The following is a 21114-nucleotide window of genomic DNA, read 5'->3' as shown; positions in this document are numbered from 1 at the left end:
TTTCGTTTCGACTGGATCCCTTGTGAAGGGCCGGTTCCTTTGACACGATCCACCACGAATCACCGGAACCCGAGGAGTGCGCATGCCCACTGACCAGCCGTCCCTCGACGCGATGCTGCGAGCCGCCCGGAGCGGTGTGGCGGGACGTCCCCTCGGGCGCCGCAACGTCCTGCGCGGCGCCTCCTTGGCCGCGCTCGCCCTCGGGGCGCCGAGCCTGCTCTCCGCGTGCGGCACCGACTCGCAGGTGCAGAGCGCGTCGAGCTGCGAGAGCAAGGACATCTCCGAGCAGGAGAAGGAGGTGGTCTTCTCCAACTGGCCGGAGTACATCGACCGCAAGGGCAAGGCGATGCCCACGCTGGAGGAGTTCCAGCAGCAGTCGGGCATCGCGGTCACCTACAACACCGACGTCAACGACAACAACGACTTCTTCGGCAAGGTCAAGGACCAGCTCGGAGCCTGCGAGCCGATCGGCCGCGACATCATCACGCTCACCGACTGGATGGCCGCGCGGATGATCGGCCTGGGCTGGATGCAGAAGCTCGACAAGGCCAACATGCCCAACGTCGAGGCCAACCTCGCCCCCGACCTGCAGTCGCCGTCGTGGGACTCCGCGCGCGACTACAGCGTGCCGTGGCAGTCGGGCGTCACCGGCATCGCCTACAACGCGAAGTACACCGGGGAGGTCGGCTCCTTCGAGGAGCTGATGACCCGCAGCGACCTCAAGGGCAAGATCAGCCTGCTCTCGGAGATGGGCGACACGATGCTCTTCATGCTGCTCCTCGAGGGCGCCGACCCCGAGGACTTCACCTCCGAGGAGTGGTCGGCGGCCATCGGACGCCTCGAGGGGTACGTCGGGGCCGGCCAGGTCCGTCGCTTCACCGGCAACGACTACATCCGCGACCTCAACGCCGGCAACATCGTCGCCTGTGAGGCCTGGTCGGGCGACGTGATCGCCATGCAGTACGACAACCCCGACATCAAGTGGGTCGTGCCGGAGGAGGGTCTCTCGCTCTGGTCGGACAACATGATGGTGCCCAACAAGGCCGACCACAAGGCCAACGCCGAGGCCCTCATGGACTACTACTACCAGCCCGAGGTGGCCGCGACCCTGGCCGCGTGGGTCAACTACATCTGTCCGGTCGCCGGGGCCCAGGAGGCGATGGAGAAGATCGACCCGTCGCTCGTCGACAACCCGCTGATCTTCCCCGACGACGCCTTCCTGGCCAACGCGTACGGCTTCATGGAGCTCGACGAGAAGACGCGTCAGCAGTACGACAAGGACTTCGCCAAGGTGATCGGCGCCTGATGGGCACCGACCTGCAGCTCACGTCGGTCACCAAGCGTTTCGGGACGTTCACCGCCGTCGACGACCTCGACCTGACGATCCCGGAGGGGTCCTTCTTCGCGCTGCTCGGCCCGTCCGGCTGCGGCAAGACCACCACGCTGCGCATGGTGGCGGGACTCGAGGAGCCGACCACCGGCACGATCATGCTGGGCGAGCAGGACATCACCCGCCTCAAGCCCTACCGGCGCCCGGTCAACACCGTCTTCCAGAGCTACGCGCTCTTCCCGCACCTCACCATCGCCGACAACGTGGCCTTCGGGCTCAAGCGGCAGCGTCGCAAGGACGTCGCGTCCACCGTGCAGGAGATGCTGGCGCTGGTCGAGCTCGAGCACCTCGCCAAGCGGCGCCCCGCCCAGCTCTCGGGCGGCCAGCAGCAGCGCGTCGCCCTGGCCCGTGCGCTCATCAACCAGCCGCAGGTGCTGCTGCTGGACGAGCCCCTCGGCGCCCTCGACCTCAAGCTGCGGCGCCAGATGCAGCTCGAGCTCAAGTCGATCCAGACCGAGGTCGGGCTCACCTTCGTGCACGTCACCCACGACCAGGAGGAGGCCATGACCATGGCCGACACCGTCGCGGTGATGAACGAGGGGCGGATCGAGCAGCTGGGCTCACCCGAGGAGCTGTACGAGGCGCCGGCCACGACCTTCGTCGCCAACTTCCTCGGCCAGTCCAACCTCGTCTCCGGCTCGGTCGCCACCACGCGCGGTGACGCGCTGGAGCTCGACGTGCAGGGCGCGCGGATCCTCGCGCACGCGGCCCACGCCCGGGTCACCAGCGGCGAGGTCTGGGCCGGCGTACGGCCCGAGAAGGTCTACCTCAGCGGCGCCGGGGACGACGACGGCGCGGACGTCAACACGCTGGGGGACGGGGTGGTCAGCGACGTCAGCTTCGTGGGCGTCAGCACCCAGTACCTCGTGCGGATGCCGTGGGGGCAGGAGCTCACCGTCTTCGAGCAGAACACCGGGGCGCGCGAGCGGTTCCGACCCGGCGACAAGGTCGACCTGCACTGGCGCCCCGAGCACACGTTCCTCCTCGACGCCTCCCAGGACGCGTCGGCGGGGGCCGAGGTGGAGGACGCGTGAGCGCCGCCGGCCACATCTCCTCGCTGGGCCCCGCGGAGGCCGAGCTCGACGGCCCTCCGGACCCGGAGGGGCAGAAGCGCGGCTGGAGCGGGTACCTCCTGCTCCTGCCGGGAGCACTGTGGCTGCTGCTGTTCTTCGTGGTGCCGACCGTCACCCTGGTCGCCACCAGCCTGTACGACCCCTCGGGCTCGCTCCAGCTCGGCTACCAGATGACCGGGCACTGGCAGAACTACGTGGACGCCCTGCGCGACTACGGCCCGCAGTTCGTGCGCTCGCTCATCTACGCGCTGATCGCCACCATCGCGTGCATCGTGCTCGGCTTCCCGCTGGCCTACGCGATCGCGTTCAAGGCCGGCCGCTGGAAGAACCTGATGCTGGTCGCGGTCATCGCGCCGTTCTTCACCAGCTTCCTGGTGCGCACGCTGTCGTGGCAGTACATCCTCGGCGACAACGAGGCGCTCGTCTCCGTGCTCCGCGCGCTGCACGTGCTGGGCCCCGAGGGCTACCTCCTGGCGACGCCGTTCGCCGTGGTCACCGGCCTGACGTACAACTTCCTGCCCTTCATGGTGCTGCCGCTCTACGCGTCGCTCGAGAAGATCGACCCTCGCCTCATCGAGGCCGGCACCGACCTCTATGCCTCGCCCTTCACCACGTTCCGCACCGTCACCCTCCCGCTGGCGATGCCGGGCCTGGTCGCCGGGACGCTGCTGACCTTCATCCCGGCCGCCGGCGACTACATCAACTCCGAGCTGCTCGGCAACCCGCGCACCCGGATGATCGGCAACGAGATCCAGGACCTCTTCGGGGCGGGTGACTACCCGACCGCCGCGGCCCTGTCGGTCACGCTGATGGCGGCGATCGTGGTGCTCGTCTTCGTCTACGTACGCCGCGCCGGCACCGAGGAGCTCGTGTGAACACGTTCTCCCGCTGGGTGGGTGACCGGCTGATCCTGGTTCTCGGACTGCTGGTGCTGCTCTACATGTTCGTGCCGATCTTCGTCGTGATCCTGATGAGCTTCAACGCGCCCGGCTCCCGCAACAGCTACACCTTCAACGGCTTCACGCTCGACAACTGGCTGAACCTCTGCGAGCCCTACCAGCTGTGCTCCTCGCTGCGCACCAGCATCGAGATCGGGCTGCTGGCCACGCTGGTCGCCACGCTGCTCGGGACGCTGATGGCCTTCGCGATGGTGCGGCACCGCTTCCGCGGTCGCTCCTCGGCCAACCTGTTCGTCTTCCTGCCGATGGCCACGCCGGAGATCGTGATGGGCTCGTCGCTGCTGGCGCTCTTCGTCAACGCGGGGTTCGCCGGGGCGCTGGGCTTCTGGACCATCTTCGTGGCGCACGTGCTCTTCTGCCTGTCCTTCGTGGTGGTCACCGTCAAGGCCCGGCTCTCCGGGCTCGACCCACGCCTGGAGCAGGCGGCAGCCGACCTCTACGCCAACGAGTGGCAGACGTTCTGGCGCGTCAGCTTCCCGCTGGTCTTCCCCGGGATCCTCGCCGCGGCGCTGCTGTCGTTCTCGCTGTCCTTCGACGACTTCATCATCACCAACCTCAACGCCGGGCAGGAGGTCACCTTCCCGATGTTCGTGTGGGGGGCCAACCAGCGCGGCATCCCGCCGCAGATCAACGTGGTGGGCACCGTGATGTTCACGGTCGCCCTGCTGGTCGTCCTCCTCGGCGAGATGGGGAGCCGGCGCCGCGCTGCCCGCTGAGGTCGCGCCCGCCCACGCGGGCTCGCCCGGTCCGCGTGCGGTCGCGCGTCGTACACACGCGGACACAAGCCCTGCGACGTACGACGCCCGAGCGTACGGCGGCGCCCGTCACGGCAGTTGTGTCCGCGTGTCTACGCGGGCTCGCCGCCGGCGCGGGCGTACCGGTCCAGGCTGGAGGCCCACATCCGGGCGATGATCCGGCCCATCGGGCCGTGGTGGAGCACGAAGACCAGCGGCTTCTGCGACGGCCGGGCGCCCGTGTTGTCGTACTCCACGACCAGCCGGCTGCCACCGCCGGTGCGGGGGCTGATCGAGATCCGGCCCTGGCCGCCGCCCCCGTAGCTGCTCTCCTCGACCGTCCACCGGACCACCGAGGGCTGCGACCAGTCGTAGCGGGCGACGACCCAGAACGGCGACCGGGGCGAGCTCTCGCGGGCGACGGCCCACGTGTCGCCCTGCGCGCGCAGCTCGTAGGTCCGCGGGTCGAGCGTGCGACTCCAGGTCTGCAACCTACGGTCCGAGAAGTCGGTGAGCGCGCGCACGACCTGCCCCGGAGAGGCCACGGTGTCGACCTGGAAGCGCACGCCACCAGTGCAGCACCGACACGGGTGGGCGTCCACCGGCGGACGGCCCGACGCGCCGCAATGCGGTGGTGGCATCCCACCCGGCGTGGCAGGATCCGGGGCAGCGGCGCCGTCCAGCGCCCAGCCCGCGCGTCGGCCCCAGTCCGAGCGAGGTGGCGGAGGGGAGCAGATCCTCGGACGCACGGATGGCACTCGTCGCTCCCACGCACTGCGGCGGCGGACTGGGGACGCGTACGCAGTCGAGGTGATGACAGTGACCAAGGACCACGACTTCAAGAAGCTCGTCCGGGCCCGGATGGCCGGCACGGGGGAGACCTACACCGCCGCGAGGGCCGCCCTCGAGAGGCAGGACCCGACGGACCACGCGGCGTACGACGCGGCACGTCGTGAGCAGGACAGGCTGGTCGGGCGTCTCTTCACCGACGGTCGCCTGGCCCGCGTCCCGGCCCGGCGCAAGGTCCGGGTGGGCGCGCTGCTGGAGGTGTTGTCGCGCTTCGAGCCCGGCCGCGTCTACACCGAGCCCGAGGTGAACGAGGTGCTGCTCGGGGTCCACGAGGACTTCGCCTACCTGCGCCGCGAGCTGGTCAACTACCGCTACCTCGAGCGCGCCGAGGGTCGCTACCGCGTCGTCGCCCGCGCGCCCGAGCGTGCGCCGGTCGAGCGCCAGGAGATCCCGGACTGGGAGGCCGTCTGGCTGCCCGGCTTCCTCGCCCGTCGGCCGGCCCGCTCGTAGACGCGCGGACACCACCCCGGCGCCGGACGCCGTCCGGGCGTGCGCCGGCGCGCGTCGGACGAGCAAGGTCCGCGTGTCTCCGCACGGCGGGACGGCCCGACGCCCCCTGGACACCGGGCCGTCACGCCGCGAGGAGCGTGGCTCAGAGCATCGAGTGGGCCTTGTCGAGCACCACCCGCAGGACCTGCTCCATCTCCTCGAAGTGCTCGGGCCCGCAGATGAGCGGTGGCGCGAGCTGGACGACCGGGTCGCCCCGGTCGTCGGCGCGGCAGTAGAGGCCCTCGGCGAACAGCTGCTTGGAGACGAAGCCGTAGAGGATCCGCTCGCACTCCTCGTCGGTGAAGGACTCCTTGGTGGCCTTGTCCTTGACCAGCTCGATCCCGTAGAAGTACCCGTCGCCGCGGACGTCGCCGACGATCGGCAGGTCGAGCAGCCGCTCGAGGATCGCGCGGCAGCGGGGCTCGTTCTCCCGGACGGTCTCGAGGATCTTCTCCTCCTCGAAGAGCTGGAGGTTGCGCAGGCCGACCGCGGTCGAGACCGGGTGGCCGCCGAAGGTGTAGCCGTGGGCGAACATCGCCTTGTCCTCGAGGAACGGCTCGATCAGCCGCTCGGTGGCGATCATCGCGCCGAGCGGCGCGTAGCCGGAGGTGAGTCCCTTGGCGCAGGTGATCATGTCGGGTTGGTAGCCGTAGCGCTCGGCGCCGAACATGTGGCCGAGGCGGCCGAACGCGCAGATCACCTCGTCGGAGACCAGCAGGACGTCGTACTCGTCGCAGATCTCGCGCACCCGCTGGAAGTAGCCGGGCGGGGGCGGGAAGCAGCCGCCGGCGTTCTGCACCGGCTCGAGGAAGACGGCCGCGACGGTGTCGGGGCCCTCGTTCTCGATGGCGATGGCGATCTGGTCGGCGGCCCACCGCCCGAACGCCTCGGGGTCGCTGCCGTCGTGGTGGCCGGAGGTGATCTCCGAGGCGCGGTAGCTGTTGGTGTTGGGCACCCGGAAGGTCGAGGGCACCAGGGGCTCGAACTGCTGCTTGAGCAGCGGCAGCCCGGTGATCGACAGCGCCCCCTGGGTGGTGCCGTGGTAGGCGATGGCCCGGCTGATCACCTTGTGCTTCATCGGCTTGCCGACGACCTTGAAGTAGTTCTTGGCCAGCTTCCACGCGGTCTCCACCGCCTCGCCGCCGCCCGAGGTGAAGAACACCCGGTTCAGGTCGCCGGGTGCGTACGACGCGATCTTCTCGGCCAGCTCGATGGCCGGCGGGTGCGCGTAGGACCACAGCGGCATGAAGGCCAGCTCGCGGGCCTGGGCGGCGGCGGCGTCGGCCAGCTCGGTGCGACCGTGCCCGAGCTGGGAGACGAAGAGGCCGGCCAGGCCGTCGAGGTACTTCTTGCCGTGGGCGTCCCACAGGTAGGCGCCCTCGCCGCGGACCATCACCGGCACGTCCGCGTCGGCGTACTGCCCCTGACGCGTGAAGTGCAGCCACAGGTGGTCCTTGGCGGCCTGCTGCAGGTGGTCGTAGTCAGGGTGGCGGGCGTCAGTCATGGGTCCATGGTGCTCGTCCAGAGCGTCCAGATGCAAGCGATCCGTGCGTTCTCTGTCCGTATGACGACGAAATCCGTCGCAGGACCTCCCTTTCTGGTGCGGTAATCACATAGGCTCGCCGCATGGCCCAGCACAGTGACCAGCACACGTTCCGCAACGTCGTCGACGGCGAGGCCGTCGACTCGGTGTCCGGGGAGACCTACGAGGTGCTCGATCCCAGCACGGGGGAGGTCTATGCCCGCGCCCCGCTGTCGGGGGCCGAGGACGTGGATCGCGCCTACGCCGCGGCCGAGCGGGCCTTCGGCTCCTGGGGGCGTACGACGCCGCAGGAGCGCTCGCTCGCCCTGCTGCGGATCGCCGACGCGCTCGAGTCCCGCGCGGAGGAGTTCGTGGCGGCCGAGTGCCGCGACACGGGCAAGCCACTGGGGTTGACCGCCAGCGAGGAGATGCCCCCGACCGTCGACCACTTCCGGTTCTTCGCCGGTGCCGCCCGGGTGCTCGAGGGCAAGTCGGCCGGGGAGTACATGGAGGACCACACCTCCTTCATCCGCCGCGAGCCGATCGGCGTCGTCGGCCAGGTGACGCCGTGGAACTACCCGCTGCCGATGATGGTCTGGAAGATCGCCCCCGCCCTGGCCGCCGGCAACACCGTCGTGCTCAAGCCCTCCGACACCACACCGGCCACCTCCACGATGATGGCCGAGCTGGCGGCCGAGTTCCTCCCGCCGGGCGTGCTCAACGTCGTCTGCGGCGATCGCGACACCGGCCGCACGCTGGTGCAGCACCCCACGCCGCAGATGGTCGCCATCACCGGCTCGGTGCGCGCGGGCATGGAGGTCGCCGGCGCCGCCGCGACGCAGCTCAAGCGCGTCCACCTCGAGCTGGGCGGCAAGGCCCCGGTCATCGTCTTCGACGACGCCGACGTCGAGAAGGCCGCCCAGGGCATCGCTGAGGCCGGCTACTTCAACGCCGGCCAGGACTGCACCGCCGCGACCCGGGTGCTCGTCGGCCCCGGCATCCACGACGACTTCGTGGCCGCCCTCACCGAGCAGGCGAAGGCGACCCGCACCGGCATGCCCGACGACGAGGACATCCTGTACGGCGCCCTCAACAACGCCGACCAGCTCGCCCGGGTCACCGGGATGGTCGACCGCCTGCCCGACCACGCCGAGCTCAAGGCCGGCGGACGCCGCCAGGGGTCCTCGGGCTACTTCTACGAGCCGACCGTGCTGTCCGGGCTCCGGCAGGACGACGAGCAGGTGCAGGACGAGATCTTCGGCCCGGTCATCACGGTGCAGCGCTTCGCCGACGAGGCGCAGGCGCTGCAGTGGGCCAACGGCGTGAAGTACGGCCTCGCCTCCAGCGTGTGGACCCGCGACCACGGCACCGCGATGCGGATGTCGCGCGGGCTCGACTTCGGCGTCGTGTGGATCAACACCCACATCCCCTACGTCTCCGAGATGCCGCACGGCGGCTTCAAGCACTCGGGCTACGGCAAGGACCTGTCCATGTACGGGCTGGAGGACTACACACGGATCAAGCACGTCATGTCCTACATCGGCGAGTAGGCGTCGTGAAACGCGGCACCTGGCTGCGTTGTCGTCGCTCGACGGCCGCTTCGCGCATAGGCCGCCTTCGCTCCTCCGCCTTGCCATGCACCACGTTTGACGACGCCTCGGCCGCGCCGCTCGCATGCCGCCGTCGCGCCTCCGCTCTGGCGGCACACCCCATCTCGCGACGCTCAGTCGGGTCAGCAAAGGAATGAACACGAACATGAAGATCCTTCTTGTCGGCGCCGGCGGCGTCGGCGGCGCGTTCGCGGCCATCGCGGCCCGGCGCGACTTCTACGAGCAGATCGTGATCGCCGACTTCGACGCGGCGAAGGCCGAGCGGGCGGCGCAGGCCGACGGCCGCTTCGCCGGTGCCCGCATCGACGCCTCCGACGCAGGCGCCGTCGAGGCGCTGTGCCGCGAGCACGGCATCACCCACGTGATGAACGCCGTCGACCCGGTCTTCGACATGCCGCTCTTCGACGGGGCGTTCGCGGCCGGCGCCGACTACGTCGACATGGCCATGTCGCTGTCGAAGCCGCACCCCGAGGCGCCGTACGAGAAGACCGGGGTCAAGCTCGGCGACGAGCAGTTCGCCGTCGCCCACGACTGGGAGGCGGCGGGCCGGCTGGCGCTGGTCGGGATGGGCGTCGAGCCCGGCCTCTCCGACGTCTTCGCGCGGTACGCCGCCGACCACCTGTTCAGCGAGATCGACGAGCTCGGCACGCGCGACGGCGCCAACCTGGTGGTCACCGACGACGACGGCAACGAGGTCTTCGCCCCGTCGTTCTCGATGTGGACCACGATCGAGGAGTGCCTCAACCCGCCGGTGGTCTGGCAGGACGGCGCGTGGCACACGACCACGCCGTTCTCGGAGCCCGAGGTCTTCGACTTCCCCGAGGGCATCGGGCCGGTGGAGTGCGTCAACGTCGAGCACGAGGAGGTCCTCCTCATGCCGCGCTGGATCGACTGCAAGCGCGCGACGTTCAAGTACGGCCTCGGCGACGAGTTCATCACCATCCTCAAGGTCCTCCACACCCTCGGCCTCGACCGCACGGAGAAGGTGAGGGTGAAAGGCGTCGAGGTCAGCCCGCGCGACGTGGTCGCCGCGGTCCTGCCCGACCCGGCGAGCGTGGGTCCCCGGATGACCGGCAAGACCTGCGCCGGGCTGTGGGTGACCGGCAAGGACAAGGACGGCGAGCCCCGCTCGACGTACCTCTACCACGTGGTCGACAACGAGTGGACGATGCGCGAGTACGGCCACCAGTGCGTGGTCTGGCAGACCGCGATCAACCCGGTCATCGCCCTCGAGCTCATCTCCCGCGGCACGTGGTCCGGGGTCGGGGTGCTCGGCCCGGAGGCCTTCGACGCGGTGCCCTTCCTGCATCTGCTCGAGGAGTACGGCAGTCCCTGGGGACTGCGCGAGCAGGCCATCCGCGAGCCGGGCCTCGCGTCGAGCTGACGGCCGGGAAGACGAGAGAGGACGACATGAGCCACACCACCAGCGACACCACCAGCGACATCGCCCACTGGGCGGCGGGTGAGCCCTTCGCGGGCTCGAGCGAGCGCACCGCCGACGTCACCAACCCCGCGACCGGGGAGGTGACCGGCCGGCTGGCGCTGGCCTCCCGCGCGGACGCCGACGCGGTGATCGCGGCCGCAGCCGCGGCCGCACCGGCCTGGGGGCGTACGTCGCTCGCGGCCCGCACCCAGGTGATGTTCGCGTTCCGCGAGCTGCTCAACTCCCGCAAGGGCGAGCTGGCGGCCCTGATCACCGCCGAGCACGGCAAGGTCCTCTCGGACGCGATGGGCGAGATCGCCCGCGGCCAGGAGGTCGTGGAGTTCGCGTGCGGCATCTCCCACCTGCTCAAGGGCGGCCACTCCGAGGGCGTCTCGACCGGGGTGGACGTGCACTCCAAGCGCGACCCGCTGGGAGTGGTCGGCATCATCTCGCCGTTCAACTTCCCGGCGATGGTCCCGATGTGGTTCTTCCCGATCGCCATCGCCGCCGGCAACACGGTGGTGCTCAAGCCCAGCGAGAAGGACCCCTCCGCGGCGATCTGGCTGGCCCGCCTCTGGAAGGAGGCGGGGCTGCCGGACGGCGTCTTCAACGTCCTCCAGGGCGACAAGGAGGCCGTCGACGCCCTGCTGGAGAGTCCCGACGTGCAGGCGATCAGCTTCGTCGGGTCCACCCCGGTCGCGCAGTACGTCTACGAGAACGCCTCGCAGCGGGGCAAGCGCGTGCAGGCCCTCGGCGGCGCCAAGAACCACATGGTCGTCCTGCCTGACGCCGACCTCGACCTGGCGGCCGACTCGGCCGTCAACGCCGGCTACGGCAGCGCCGGCGAGCGGTGCATGGCCATCAGCGTGCTCGTCGCGGTGGGCTCGGTCGGCGACGAGCTGGTCGCCCGGATCGCCGACCGCACCCGGACCCTGGTCATCGGTGACGGCGGCGCGGACAGGACGGGGCAGGACGGCACGGAGGCCGACATGGGCCCCCTCGTCACCGGGGCCCACCGCGACCGGGTGGCGTCCTTCATCGACTCCGGCGAGCAGCAGGGCGCCAAGGTCGTCGTCGACGGCCGCGACGTGCAGGCGCGCGGCGCGGCGGACGGCTTCTGGCTCGGACCCACCCTCTTCGACCACGTCACCCCCGACATGGACGTCTACACCGAGGAGATCTTCGGTCCGGTGCTCTCCGTCGTCCGCGTGGACACCTACGAGGAGGCCGTGGGGCTGGTCAACGCCAACCCGTACGGCAACGGCACCGCCGTCTTCACCAACGACGGGGGAGCGGCGCGACGCTTCGAGGCGGACGTCCACGTCGGCATGATCGGCGTCAACGTCCCGGTTCCGGTCCCGGTCGCCTACTACTCCTTCGGGGGCTGGAAGCGCTCGCTCTTCGGCGACACCCACGCGCACGGAGCCGAGGGCGTCCACTTCTTCACCCGCGGCAAGGTGGTCACGACCCGGTGGGTCGACCCGGCCAACCGGCCGCAGGGCGGTCTCGAGCTGGGGTTCCCCCGCAATGTCTGACACCGCCATGACGGACCCCGAGATGACGGACACCGCGATGTCTGCGCTGCAGACCGCCTCGCAGGACTTCGTCGACCTCGCCCCCGAGCGCACCCACGAGCTCGACCGCCGCCACGTCTTCCACTCCTGGTCGGCCCAGGCGGCGCTCGACCCGATGGTCATCACCCGCGCCGAGGGCTCGCACATCTGGGACGGCGCCGGCACCAGGCTGCTCGACTTCACCTCCCAGCTCGTCTTCACCAACCTCGGCCACCAGCACCCGCGGATCGTGGCGGCGATCCGGGAGCAGGCCGCCCACCTGTGCACGGTCGCGCCGCAGCACGCCGTCGCGGCCCGCTCCGAGGCGGCGCGGCTCATCGCCTCCCACACGCCCGGCGACCTCGACCGCATCTTCTTCACCAACGGCGGCGCCGACGCCAACGAGCACGCCGTCCGGATGGCCCGGCTGCACACGGGCCGGCCCAAGGTGCTCTCGACGTACCGCTCCTACCACGGTGGCACCCAGCTGGCGATCAACATGACCGGCGACCCGAGGCGCTGGCCCAACGACCAGGGCTCGGCCGGCACGGTGCACTTCTTCGGCCCGTTCCTCTACCGCAGCGCCTTCCACGCGAGCACCGACGAGGAGGAGTGCGAGCGGGCGCTGGAGCACCTCGCGCAGGTCATCGCCCTCGAGGGCCCGTCGACCATCGCGGCCGTCGTGCTCGAGTCCATCCCCGGCACCGCCGGCATCATGGTCCCGCCCGCCGGCTACCTCAGCGGGGTCCGCGAGCTCTGCGACCGGCACGGCATCATGCTCGTCGCCGACGAGGTGATGTCCGGCTTCGGGCGCGCCGGGCGCTGGTTCGCCTGTGAGCTCGACGGGGTCGTGCCGGACCTGCTGACCTTCGCCAAGGGGGTCAACTCCGGCTACGTCCCGCTCGGCGGGGTGGCGATGAGCGAGGCGGTCGCCGCGACCTTCGCCGAGCGCGCCTACCCGGGCGGGCTCACCTACTCCGGCCACCCGCTCGCCTGTGCGGCGGCGGTGGCGACGATCCGCACCATGGAGGACGAACGGGTCGTCGAGCACGCGGCCGCGCTCGGGGACGAGGTCTTCCGGCCGGGCCTGGAGGCGTTGCTCGAGGAGCACGCCTGGGTCGGGGAGGTCCGGGGCACGGGCGCCTTCTGGGCGATCGAGCTGGTCAGCGACCGCGTGACGCGCGAGCCCCTCGCGCCGTACGGCGGCAGCAGCCCGCAGATGGCCGCCGTCCTCGCCGCGTGCCGGCGCCGCGGCCTGCTGCCATTCGCCAACTTCAACCGCATCCACCTCGTCCCGCCGCTGACCACCACCGCCGAGCAGGTCCGCGAGGCGATCGCGGTCCTCGGCGAGGCACTGGCCGAGGCAGCCTCCGCATGACGCGAGCGCGGGAGGCGCTCGACACCTGGCCCGCCGGGTCGTACGACGACTCGGTGCTGGCGCCGCTGTGGCTGGACACCCCCGACCGCCCGGCCGCCCGGCCTCCGGCGACCGGGATCGTGCACACGGACCTGCTCGTGGTGGGCGGCGGCTTCACCGGGCTGTGGACCGCCCTCCGCGCGGTCGAGCGGGACCCGGGCTGCTCGGTCGTGCTGGTCGAGGGCGACCGCATCGCCGAGCACGCGACCGGCCGCAACGGCGGCTTCTGCGAGGCCAGCCTCACCCACGGCGAGTCCAACGGCCGCAGCCGCTGGCCCGACGAGTACGACCGGCTCCACGAGCTCGGGATGCGCAACCTCGACGCCATCGAGGAGACCGTGGAGCGCTACGACATCGACTGCGGCTTCGCCCGGGGCGGCACTCTCACCGTGGCCACACGCCCGCACGAGGTGCCGCACCTGGAGCCGGACCGCCCCGGCTTCCTCGACGCCGCCGCCGTGCGCGCGCACCTCGACTCACCCACCTACCTGGCCGGTCGTCACGAGCCGGACGGCACCGCCGTCGTCGACCCGGCCCGCCTGGCGTGGGGGCTGGCCGATGCCGCCGAGGAGCTCGGCGTACGCCTGCACGAGCACACCCGCGTCCAGTCGGTACGACGCCGCGGCGCCGGCGTGGAGGTCACCACCGGGGGAGCGGTGATCCGGGCCTCTCGCGTGGTCCTGGCCACCAACGTCTTCACCGACCTGCTGCGCCGCGCGCGCTGGTCGGTCGTGCCCGTCTACGACTACGTGCTGGCCACCGAGCCGCTCACCGACGCCCAGCTCGCCTCCCTGCGCTGGGACCCGGCCGTCGGGGTGTCCGACTCGGGCAACCAGTTCCACTACTACCGTGTGACACCGGACCGACGGATCCTGTGGGGCGGCTACGACGCGATCTACCACTACGGCCGCTCCGTCGCCGAGGAGCACGCGGACCGGCCGGCGACGTTCGAGACCCTGGCGCGGAACTTCGCCGCGACCTTCCCCCAGCTGCGGGGTATCCGCTTCACCCACCGGTGGTCGGGGGTGATCGACACCTCGACCCGCTTCTGCGCCCTCTTCGGGACCGCCCACCGCGGCCGGACGGCGTACGCGACCGGCTTCACGGGCCTCGGCGTCGGCGCCTCGCGCTTCGCCGCCGACGTGATGCTCGACCTGCTCGCGGGGGAGCCGACCGAGCGCACCCGCCTCGAGATGGTCCGCAAGCGGCCGCCGCCCTTCCCACCGGAGCCGCTCGCGTGGCTGGGGATCCAGGCCACCCGCTGGTCGCTGGCCCGCGAGGACGCCACCGGGCGCCGCAACGCGTGGCTGCGCGCGCTCGACAGGCTCGGGCTCGGCTTCGACTCCTGAGGCGCCCCTCGGCCCCCCGGAGCCCGCTCAGGAGGCGTTCAGGGTCGTTCCGTACCGTCGGGTGCGATGACTATCCCGAAGCGCCTCCGCACCGTCCTCGTCCCCACGCTGGCCGCCGCCGTGCTGTCCCTCTCCGCGTGCGGGGGTGGTGGCTCCGACGGCTCAGACGGCTCCGACGCCGCCGGGTCGTCGTCGCAGGAGCAGTCGGCCTCCGGTGTCGACCTCGAGGGCGTCCCTGACGTCGTGGCGGAGGTCAACGGCGAGGAGATCACCAAGGAGGAGTTCGCGCCCATCTACGAGGCACAGCTCCAGCAGGCCACCTCCCAGGCGCAGATGGGCGGCCAGGCGCCCGACGAGGCCGCCCTGCAGAAGCAGACGGCCGACAACCTCGTCGACACCGAGCTGCTGTCGCAGGAGGCGGAGTCTCGGGGCATCGAGGTCACCGACGAGGACGTCGACGACGAGCTCGCCGCGCTGGCCGAGCAGAACCAGCTCGGCTCGAGCGAGGAGCTCCTCAAGGCCCTCGCCGACCAGGGCACGACCGAGGACCAGGCCCGGACCCAGCTCGAGACGCAGGTCATGGTCGAGCAGCTGGTGGCCGACGAGGCCGGCCCGGCGAAGGTCACCGAGAAGCAGCTCCGCACCCTCTACCGCCAGGCCAAGCAGGCCGCCCAGCAGCAGGCCCAGGCGGGCCAGCAGCAGGAGATCCCGCCGTACGACGAGGTCAAGGGCCAGCTGCGGGACCGCGCCGAGGCCGACCAGGTGGGCACGGTGGCCCAGGGCCTCGTCGACGACCTGCGCAAGGACGCGGACATCACCGTCAACCTCTGAGGCAGAACCCACGAGGTCGGGCTCCAGCGCCCGCGTCCCTGCGGGCCGTGCTCGACGCGCCTGGCGGAACCCCGGGGGAAAGGTGCATCGCCAGACGCGTCTTGATCCACGGTAGGGCCCCGCAGGTCCGCGGGACACTCCCACGATGGGGTAACCCACGCGCACAGCGGTTCCCGAGGTCCGCGCCGGCGCCACGTCGACGGGGGGTCGATGTGTTCGCCGGCGCGGCGGATCCGACATCGCCGGGACATGGGGGGTTGGCGAGACGGATCCCGCCCCTCGCGGGGCGTGGCGATGCTAGGACACGCCGCCGGCTCCAGGAGGCAATTCGCGCGTGTTGCCGCGTGATGACGGTTCGAGGTGCACCTCGAGATGCACCCCGAGATGCACACAGCCACCCGGCCGGGGCTTACCCGGCGGGTGGCTGCGTGGTCCAGCTCGCCGGCCCGTCAGCCGCCTCTCGGCGTATGGCCGCTCGCGGCGGCGAGGGGTGAGCCCGGGGGCATGATCCGGACCGGCTGAGGGTGTCAACGGGTCGGGCTCCCCGAACATTCCGACCCCCGCGCGTGGAGGCCCTCGCCCACCCGTACGGCATGCTGGCCGCGCCAGGCGGACGACGACAGGAGATGGCTGTGGGATCCGTGCTCGACTGGGTCGTCGAGGTGATGCGGACCCTCGGGGCCCCCGGCGTCGGCCTGGCCACCGCCCTGGAGACCGTCTTCCCGCCGGTCCCGAGCGAGGTCGTGCTGCCGCTGGCCGGCTACACGGCGAGCCAGGGCCACTACGGCCTGGTCGCCGCGATCGGATGGGCCACCGTGGGGTCGCTGGTCGGGGCCCTGCTCCTCTACTGGCTCGGCGCGCTGTGGGGCGCGCAGCGGATGTGCGCCACCGCCGAGCGCATCCCGTTGCTGCACGCGAGAGACGTGGAGCGGGCCATCGGCTGGTTCGGTCGGCACGGCCGCTCGGCCATCTTCCTGGGGCGGCTGGTGCCGGGGGTGCGCAGCCTCATCTCGATCCCGGCCGGCATCGACCGGATGCCGCTGGCCCAGTTCGTCCTCTACACGACCGCCGGCAGCCTGGTGTGGAACGGCGCCCTCATCGTCGCCGGCTACGAGCTCGGCGCGCAGTGGCACCACGTCGAGGCGTACGTCGGCGAGGTGTCCACCGTCATCTACGCAGCCCTGGGCGCGGGCCTGCTGTGGTTCGTCGTACGACGGGCGGTGCGGGTCTCGCGGGAGCCGTCCGGCGAGGCCTGATCGCGGCGTACCCCTCGGGGTCTGACCCGGTCACCGGGCACCGCCTAGGTTCGAGGGATGGACTACCCCCTGACGAAGGCCCTGGCCCTCGCCACCCTCGGCTACAGCGCCTGGGTGGTCACGAGCGCCGACTCGCTGCGCGCCCAGCTCGACGACCCCGTGGACTGGCAGCGCCCCGCCTCGCGGCTCGCCTACACCTACGCGGGACGCGACGTCCCGATCTCGACCCTGGCCCTGCTCGGCGGCGCCCAGGGCGCCCGCACCGCCGCGCTGCTGCGCATCGCGGGGGACGTGACCGACGCGATCACCCTCGGCACCACCGCCTCGTCCGCCGCGTCGCGCAAGAAGGCCGTGACGGTCGCGGCCGGCTACGGCGTGCTCAACGCCCTCGCGCTGGCGCTCGACGAGCGGCGCCGCCGGGCGTGATCCCCGTCGGGTGAGTACCGTCGGGTCAGAGCCCGGCACCCGTGTCGGGCCGCTGCGGACAGGGGAGGCCATGACCGCTGACGTCGCGCCGGGCCGGGTCCGCCCGTCCTCCCGCCTGCGAGCGGTGCTGGCCGCCGCGCACCTCGGTCCCGCCCTGGCCGTGACGGTGCTCGCCGGGCTGCTCGCGGTGGCCGCGGACCTGGACGCCGGACGGATCGCCCTCGTCGTCGCCGCCGTGCTGGCCGGTCAGCTCTCGGTCGGCTGGAGCAACGACCTCCTCGACGTGGCCCGCGACGTGCGCAGCGGTCGCACCGACAAGCCGCTGGCCACCGGGGCCGCGTCGGTGAGCGTCGTCCGGACCGCCTGTGCGGTCGCCGTGGTCGCCTGCGTCGTCCTGTCGCTCGCCTGCGGGCTCGTCGCCGGCCTCGTGCACCTGTTGTGCGTGGCGGCGGCCTGGTCCTACAACCTGGGACTCAAGTCGACCGTCTGGTCGTGGCTGCCGTACGCCGTGGCCTTCGGCGGGCTGCCGGTCTTCGTCGCGCTCGCCGGATCGACCGCCCCGCCGTGGTGGTGGCCCGTGGGCGGGGCCCTGCTCGGCGTGGGGGCGCACCTCCTCAACGTCCTGCCCGACCTCGACGACGACGCGGCGACCGGGGTCCGTGGCCTGCCCCACCGCCTCGGCGCCCGCTGGATCGCCCCGGTGGCCGCCGTGGTGCTGGTGTCCGCGACCGCGGTCGTCCTGGTCGGCTCCACGCCGGCGCCGGGGTGGACGCTGGGCGTCGGGGTCCTGGTCCTCGGCCTCGCCGTCCTCGTGGTCGGCGGCCGCGGCCGCCTGCCCTTCGCTGCGGCGGTGGCGATCGCCCTGGTCGACGCCACGCTCCTGGTCGTCGCCCGATGACCCGCCCCGCGACCTGCCCGATGACCCGCCCGCCGACCCGCCCACGTCCCCGCCCCTGGAGGCTGTCATGAGGATCCTGTCCGCGCGCGGAGCGCTGCCGGCCCACTCCCACCCGCAGGAGGAGATCACCGAGGCCTTCAGCTCGGTGATCTCCGAGCGCAGCGTCGACCACGCCCTCCTGCGACGCTTCCACCGCAACTCCGGGGTCGAGCGCCGGCACACGGTCCTGCCGCTGGCCGACTACGCCACGCTGCGCGACTTCGGGCACGCCAACGACCACTTCATCGAGCACGCCGTCGAGCTCGGCTCGCAGGCGCTGGTCGACGCGCTGAAGGCCGCCGACCTGACGCCCTCCGACGTCGACCTCATCGTGACCGCCACCGTGACCGGGCTGGCCATCCCGTCGCTGGACGCACGGATCGCTGGAGTGGTGGGGCTGCGCGAGGACGTGCGGCGGATGCCGCTGGTGGGCCTGGGCTGCGTGGCGGGCGCGGCCGGGATCGCCCGGGTGCACGACTACCTGCTCGGTCACCCGGACCACACCGCCGTCCTGGTCGCCGTCGAGCTGTGCTCGCTGACCATCCAGCGCGACGACGTGTCGGTCCCCAACCTGGTGGCCAGCGGACTGTTCGGCGACGGGGCCGCGGCGGTCGTCGCGGTCGGCTCCGCGAAGCAGGACGGGCCCGTCGAGGTGCTGGCCTCGCGCAGCCGGCTCTACCCCGACAGCGAGCGCACGATGGGCTTCGACGTGACCGGCGGCGGCCTGCGGATCGTCCTGGACGCCGCGGTGCCCGCCATCGTCGAGCGCCACCTGCGCGGCGACGTCGACGGCTTCCTGGCCGACCACGGCCTGACCCGCGCCGACATCGGCTGGTGGGTCTGCCACCCCGGCGGCCCCAAGGTGATCGAGGCGCTGCAGTCGGCTCTCGAGGTGCCTCAGGAGGCGCTGCAGCTGACGTGGGACTCCCTGGCCAGGGTCGGCAACCTGTCCTCGGCGTCGGTCCTGCACGTGCTCGAGGACACCCTGCGCGACCGGCCGCCGGCCCCCGGCACCCACGGGGTACTGCTGGCGATGGGCCCGGGCTTCTGCTCCGAGCTGGTCCTGCTCCGGGCCACCGCATGACCAGCCTGCTCGCCTTCACGGTCCTGGTGGCGCTGGTCGGCCTCGAGCGGATCGCGGAGCTGGTCGTCTCGACGCGCAACGCCGCCTGGAGCATGGAGCGCGGCGGCGTCGAGTCCGGCCGGGGGCACTACCCCTTCATGGTGGTCCTGCACACCGGCCTGCTGGTCGGAGCGCTCGCCGAGGCGTGGCTACGGCGACCCGACGTACCGTCCGCCCTCGCGTGGTCGATGCTCCTGCTCGTCCTCGCCTCGCAGGCGTTGCGGTGGTGGTGCATCACCACGCTGGGCCGGCGCTGGAACACCCGTGTCATCGTCGTGCCGGGCCTGGCCCCGGTGCGCTCGGGCCCCTACCGCCTGTTCCGCCACCCCAACTACGTCGCCGTCGTGGTCGAGGGCGTGGCCCTGCCGCTCGTGCACGCCGCCTGGATCACCGCGCTCGTCTTCACGGTCCTCAACGCCGCGTTGCTGACCGTGCGCATCCGCGCCGAGGACGCCGCGCTCGCCACCCTGCCCGAGCGGCAGGCCGAGGGCAGCGATGCGTGACCTCGTCGTCGCCGGCGGTGGCCCCGTCGGACTGGCGGTCGCGCTGCACGCGGCCCGCGCCGGGCTCGACGTCGTGGTCCGCGAGCCGCGTACCGGCCCCGTCGACAAGGCCTGCGGCGAGGGACTGATGCCCGGCGCCGTGGCCGAGCTCGCCCTGCTCGACGTGCACCCGGAGGGTCACCCGCTCTCCGGCATCCGCTACGTCGACGGGAGCGGCGCCGGTGCGGCCGCCGAGGCCGTCTTCACCGCCGGGCCGGGGCGCGGCGTACGCCGGACCACGCTGCACTCCGCGCTCTCGGACGCGCTCGCCCGAGCGGGCGTCCCGGTCCAGCCCGAGCCGGTGCGCGCGGTCCGCGACGGCATCGACCACGTGCTCGTCGACGGTGAGCCCGCCCGGTTCCTCGTCGCCGCCGACGGCCTCCACTCGCCCGTACGACGCCTGCTCGGCCTCGAGGTGCCGGTGCGGGGCAGGCGCCGGTTCGGCCTGCGCTGCCACGTCCGCCAGGAGCCGTGGACGCCCTTCGTCGAGGTGCACTGGGCGGCCGGGGCGGAGGCCTACGTGACCCCCGTGGCCGAGGACCTGGTCGGCGTCGCGGTGCTGACCGACAGCGGCGAGGCCTTCGACGAGGTGCTCACGCAGTTCCCGCTGCTGCGCGAGCGGCTGGTCGGGGAGCGCACCAAGGTGATGGGGGCCGGCCCGCTGCGGCAGCGGGCCCGCCGTCGGGTCGCCGGCCGCACGCTGCTCGTGGGCGACGCCGGCGGCTACGTCGACGCGCTCACCGGCGAGGGAATCGCGCTGGGGCTGGCCCACGCCCGCGCTGCCGTCGCGTGCGTGGCTGCCGACGACCCGCAGCGCTTCGAGGCCCTGGCGGGCCGGCTCAGCCGCCGCCACGAGATGCTGACCCACGCCCTGCTGCACGCCACCGCCCACCGTGTCGTCCGTCGCCGCCTGGTCCCCGCGGCGGCCCGGGCCCCGTGGCTCTTCTCCGCCGCCGTCAACCAGCTCGCCCGACCGATCGAGGTGCCCGCATGACGCCCACCGACCCCCCGTCCCGTCCCGCGCCCGCTTCCGAGTCCGTGGTCCTGCTCGACGAGGAGGGCCGGGCGGTCGGCACCGCCGACAAGCGCCTCGTGCACCACGAGGACACCCCGCTGCACCTGGCGTTCTCCTGCTACCTCTTCGACGGCGACGGCGCGTTCCTGGTCACCCAGCGGGCCCTGCACAAGCCCACGTGGCCCGGCGTGTGGACCAACAGCTGCTGTGGTCACCCGGCCCCCGGTGAGCCGATGGCCGACGCCGTACGCCGTCGGGTCGAGCAGGAGCTCGGCGTGCGCGTGCAGGACCTGCGGCTCGTGCTGCCGCGGTTCCGCTACCGCGCGGTGATGGACGACGGGATGGTCGAGCACGAGATGTGCCCGGTCTTCGTCGCCACCACGACCGATGAGCTCCGACCCGACCCCGAGGAGGTCGAGGAGGCGCGCTGGGAGCCGTGGGACGCCTTCCGGTCGGGGGTGCTCGACGGCAGCCGGGAGATCTCCCCGTGGTGTCGCGAGCAGGTCGCCGCGCTGCCGGCCGACCCGCTCGCCGCGACCAGCGCGTCGTACGACGACCTCCCCCCGGCCGCCCGCCCCTGACTCGTCCCGTCCGCCCCGCTGGCGGTGGCGGCCCG

At 72.1% G+C, this 21114-nt stretch carries 20 protein-coding genes; 18 read left to right on the top strand and 2 right to left on the bottom strand.

Features of this window, described 5'->3' with window-relative positions; all coding sequences use genetic code 11:
* Positions 1-82 precede the first annotated feature (82 nt).
* Genes ASG94_RS07870 through ASG94_RS07855 form a run of 4 tightly spaced genes read left to right on the top strand, consistent with a single transcriptional unit; the run spans position 83 to position 4138 of the window.
* Positions 83-1306 carry a polyamine ABC transporter substrate-binding protein gene (locus tag ASG94_RS07870; protein ID WP_235537170.1) on the top strand — a complete coding sequence of 408 codons (1224 nt, stop codon included), beginning with the start codon at positions 83-85 and terminating at the stop codon, positions 1304-1306.
* Positions 1306-2424, top strand: a complete 1119-nt coding sequence (locus ASG94_RS07865) for an ABC transporter ATP-binding protein (RefSeq protein ID WP_056925731.1) — start codon at positions 1306-1308, stop codon at positions 2422-2424. Before ASG94_RS07870 ends, ASG94_RS07865 begins: the two co-directional genes overlap by 1 nt.
* A complete protein-coding gene (locus ASG94_RS07860; RefSeq protein ID WP_235537169.1) occupies positions 2421-3338 on the top strand; it encodes an ABC transporter permease in 918 nt (305 codons plus the stop codon). The genes ASG94_RS07865 and ASG94_RS07860 overlap by 4 nt, the downstream gene beginning before the upstream one ends.
* Positions 3335-4138, top strand: a complete 804-nt coding sequence (locus tag ASG94_RS07855; RefSeq protein ID WP_056925730.1) for an ABC transporter permease — start codon at positions 3335-3337, stop codon at positions 4136-4138. The genes ASG94_RS07860 and ASG94_RS07855 overlap by 4 nt, the downstream gene beginning before the upstream one ends.
* A 131-nt stretch (positions 4139-4269) precedes the next feature.
* On the opposite strand, the gene ASG94_RS07850 is transcribed toward ASG94_RS07855, so the two are convergent.
* Positions 4270-4722, bottom strand: coding sequence for a hypothetical protein (locus ASG94_RS07850; RefSeq protein ID WP_056925729.1), 453 nt, complete (start codon positions 4720-4722; stop codon positions 4270-4272).
* 253 nt (positions 4723-4975) lie between these two features.
* Here ASG94_RS07850 and ASG94_RS07845 point away from each other — a divergent pair, with 253 nt between their 5' ends.
* Positions 4976-5455 (top strand): DUF2087 domain-containing protein, encoded by a 480-nt coding sequence (locus tag ASG94_RS07845; RefSeq protein WP_056925728.1) that lies wholly within the window; start codon positions 4976-4978, stop codon positions 5453-5455.
* A gap of 142 nt (positions 5456-5597) precedes the next feature.
* Here ASG94_RS07845 and ASG94_RS07840 read toward each other — a convergent pair whose 3' ends face one another.
* Positions 5598-6998 (bottom strand): aspartate aminotransferase family protein, encoded by a 1401-nt coding sequence (locus ASG94_RS07840; protein WP_056925727.1) that lies wholly within the window; start codon positions 6996-6998, stop codon positions 5598-5600.
* A gap of 122 nt (positions 6999-7120) precedes the next feature.
* Here ASG94_RS07840 and ASG94_RS07835 point away from each other — a divergent pair, with 122 nt between their 5' ends.
* The 13 genes from ASG94_RS07835 (at position 7121) to idi (ending at position 21079) form a co-directional block, all read left to right on the top strand.
* On the top strand, positions 7121-8566 hold the full coding sequence (locus ASG94_RS07835; protein ID WP_056925726.1) for a gamma-aminobutyraldehyde dehydrogenase: 1446 nt from the start codon (positions 7121-7123) through the stop codon (positions 8564-8566).
* Positions 8567-8771: 205 nt separating this feature from the next.
* Complete coding sequence (locus tag ASG94_RS07830; protein ID WP_056925725.1) at positions 8772-10010, top strand: saccharopine dehydrogenase family protein; 1239 nt, start codon at positions 8772-8774, stop codon at positions 10008-10010.
* Positions 10011-10036: 26 nt separating this feature from the next.
* The gene (locus ASG94_RS07825; protein ID WP_056925724.1) at positions 10037-11584 is read left to right on the top strand and encodes a CoA-acylating methylmalonate-semialdehyde dehydrogenase; all 1548 of its coding nucleotides are present in this window, start codon (positions 10037-10039) and stop codon (positions 11582-11584) included.
* A complete protein-coding gene (locus ASG94_RS07820) occupies positions 11577-12980 on the top strand; it encodes an aspartate aminotransferase family protein (protein ID WP_235537168.1) in 1404 nt (467 codons plus the stop codon). The genes ASG94_RS07825 and ASG94_RS07820 overlap by 8 nt, the downstream gene beginning before the upstream one ends.
* The gene (locus tag ASG94_RS07815) at positions 12977-14368 is read left to right on the top strand and encodes an NAD(P)/FAD-dependent oxidoreductase (RefSeq protein WP_056925723.1); all 1392 of its coding nucleotides are present in this window, start codon (positions 12977-12979) and stop codon (positions 14366-14368) included. The genes ASG94_RS07820 and ASG94_RS07815 overlap by 4 nt, the downstream gene beginning before the upstream one ends.
* 66 nt (positions 14369-14434) lie before the next feature.
* Positions 14435-15199, top strand: coding sequence for a SurA N-terminal domain-containing protein (locus tag ASG94_RS07810; protein ID WP_056925722.1), 765 nt, complete (start codon positions 14435-14437; stop codon positions 15197-15199).
* Positions 15200-15825: 626 nt separating this feature from the next.
* On the top strand, positions 15826-16455 hold the full coding sequence (locus ASG94_RS07805; protein WP_056926370.1) for a DedA family protein: 630 nt from the start codon (positions 15826-15828) through the stop codon (positions 16453-16455).
* Positions 16456-16512: 57 nt separating this feature from the next.
* Positions 16513-16881, top strand: coding sequence for a hypothetical protein (locus ASG94_RS07800; protein WP_056925721.1), 369 nt, complete (start codon positions 16513-16515; stop codon positions 16879-16881).
* A gap of 70 nt (positions 16882-16951) precedes the next feature.
* Positions 16952-17779: a UbiA family prenyltransferase gene (locus ASG94_RS07795; RefSeq protein ID WP_056925720.1), complete on the top strand. Its 828-nt coding sequence runs from the start codon at positions 16952-16954 to the stop codon at positions 17777-17779.
* Positions 17780-17846: 67 nt separating this feature from the next.
* Positions 17847-18902, top strand: coding sequence for a type III polyketide synthase (locus ASG94_RS07790; protein ID WP_056925719.1), 1056 nt, complete (start codon positions 17847-17849; stop codon positions 18900-18902).
* Positions 18899-19444, top strand: coding sequence for an isoprenylcysteine carboxyl methyltransferase family protein (locus ASG94_RS07785; protein WP_056925718.1), 546 nt, complete (start codon positions 18899-18901; stop codon positions 19442-19444). Before ASG94_RS07790 ends, ASG94_RS07785 begins: the two co-directional genes overlap by 4 nt.
* Positions 19437-20477, top strand: coding sequence for an NAD(P)/FAD-dependent oxidoreductase (locus ASG94_RS07780; RefSeq protein WP_056925717.1), 1041 nt, complete (start codon positions 19437-19439; stop codon positions 20475-20477). The genes ASG94_RS07785 and ASG94_RS07780 overlap by 8 nt, the downstream gene beginning before the upstream one ends.
* Complete coding sequence (gene idi, locus ASG94_RS07775) at positions 20474-21079, top strand: isopentenyl-diphosphate Delta-isomerase (protein WP_056925716.1); 606 nt, start codon at positions 20474-20476, stop codon at positions 21077-21079. Before ASG94_RS07780 ends, idi begins: the two co-directional genes overlap by 4 nt.
* Positions 21080-21114: the final 35 nt, after the last annotated feature.

Source organism: Nocardioides sp. Soil805 (assembly GCF_001429625.1).
Lineage (GTDB): Bacteria > Actinomycetota > Actinomycetes > Propionibacteriales > Nocardioidaceae > Nocardioides.
This window is presented reverse-complemented; position numbering and strand designations above follow the sequence as displayed.

Excerpts from the sequence above, each read along its gene's own strand:
- ASG94_RS07870 (WP_235537170.1), top strand. The coding sequence starts at position 83 with ATGCCCACTGACCAGCCGTCCCTCGACGCGATGCTGCGAGCCGCCCGG.
- ASG94_RS07865 (WP_056925731.1), top strand. The coding sequence starts at position 1,306 with ATGGGCACCGACCTGCAGCTCACGTCGGTCACCAAGCGTTTCGGGACG.
- ASG94_RS07840 (WP_056925727.1), bottom strand. The coding sequence starts at position 6,998 with ATGACTGACGCCCGCCACCCTGACTACGACCACCTGCAGCAGGCCGCC.
- ASG94_RS07835 (WP_056925726.1), top strand. The coding sequence starts at position 7,121 with ATGGCCCAGCACAGTGACCAGCACACGTTCCGCAACGTCGTCGACGGC.
- ASG94_RS07830 (WP_056925725.1), top strand. The coding sequence starts at position 8,772 with ATGAAGATCCTTCTTGTCGGCGCCGGCGGCGTCGGCGGCGCGTTCGCG.
- ASG94_RS07825 (WP_056925724.1), top strand. The coding sequence starts at position 10,037 with ATGAGCCACACCACCAGCGACACCACCAGCGACATCGCCCACTGGGCG.
- ASG94_RS07820 (WP_235537168.1), top strand. The coding sequence starts at position 11,577 with ATGTCTGACACCGCCATGACGGACCCCGAGATGACGGACACCGCGATG.
- ASG94_RS07815 (WP_056925723.1), top strand. The coding sequence starts at position 12,977 with ATGACGCGAGCGCGGGAGGCGCTCGACACCTGGCCCGCCGGGTCGTAC.
- ASG94_RS07810 (WP_056925722.1), top strand. The coding sequence starts at position 14,435 with ATGACTATCCCGAAGCGCCTCCGCACCGTCCTCGTCCCCACGCTGGCC.
- ASG94_RS07805 (WP_056926370.1), top strand. The coding sequence starts at position 15,826 with ATGGCTGTGGGATCCGTGCTCGACTGGGTCGTCGAGGTGATGCGGACC.
- ASG94_RS07800 (WP_056925721.1), top strand. The coding sequence starts at position 16,513 with ATGGACTACCCCCTGACGAAGGCCCTGGCCCTCGCCACCCTCGGCTAC.
- ASG94_RS07795 (WP_056925720.1), top strand. The coding sequence starts at position 16,952 with ATGACCGCTGACGTCGCGCCGGGCCGGGTCCGCCCGTCCTCCCGCCTG.
- ASG94_RS07790 (WP_056925719.1), top strand. The coding sequence starts at position 17,847 with ATGAGGATCCTGTCCGCGCGCGGAGCGCTGCCGGCCCACTCCCACCCG.
- ASG94_RS07785 (WP_056925718.1), top strand. The coding sequence starts at position 18,899 with ATGACCAGCCTGCTCGCCTTCACGGTCCTGGTGGCGCTGGTCGGCCTC.
- ASG94_RS07780 (WP_056925717.1), top strand. The coding sequence starts at position 19,437 with ATGCGTGACCTCGTCGTCGCCGGCGGTGGCCCCGTCGGACTGGCGGTC.
- idi (WP_056925716.1), top strand. The coding sequence starts at position 20,474 with ATGACGCCCACCGACCCCCCGTCCCGTCCCGCGCCCGCTTCCGAGTCC.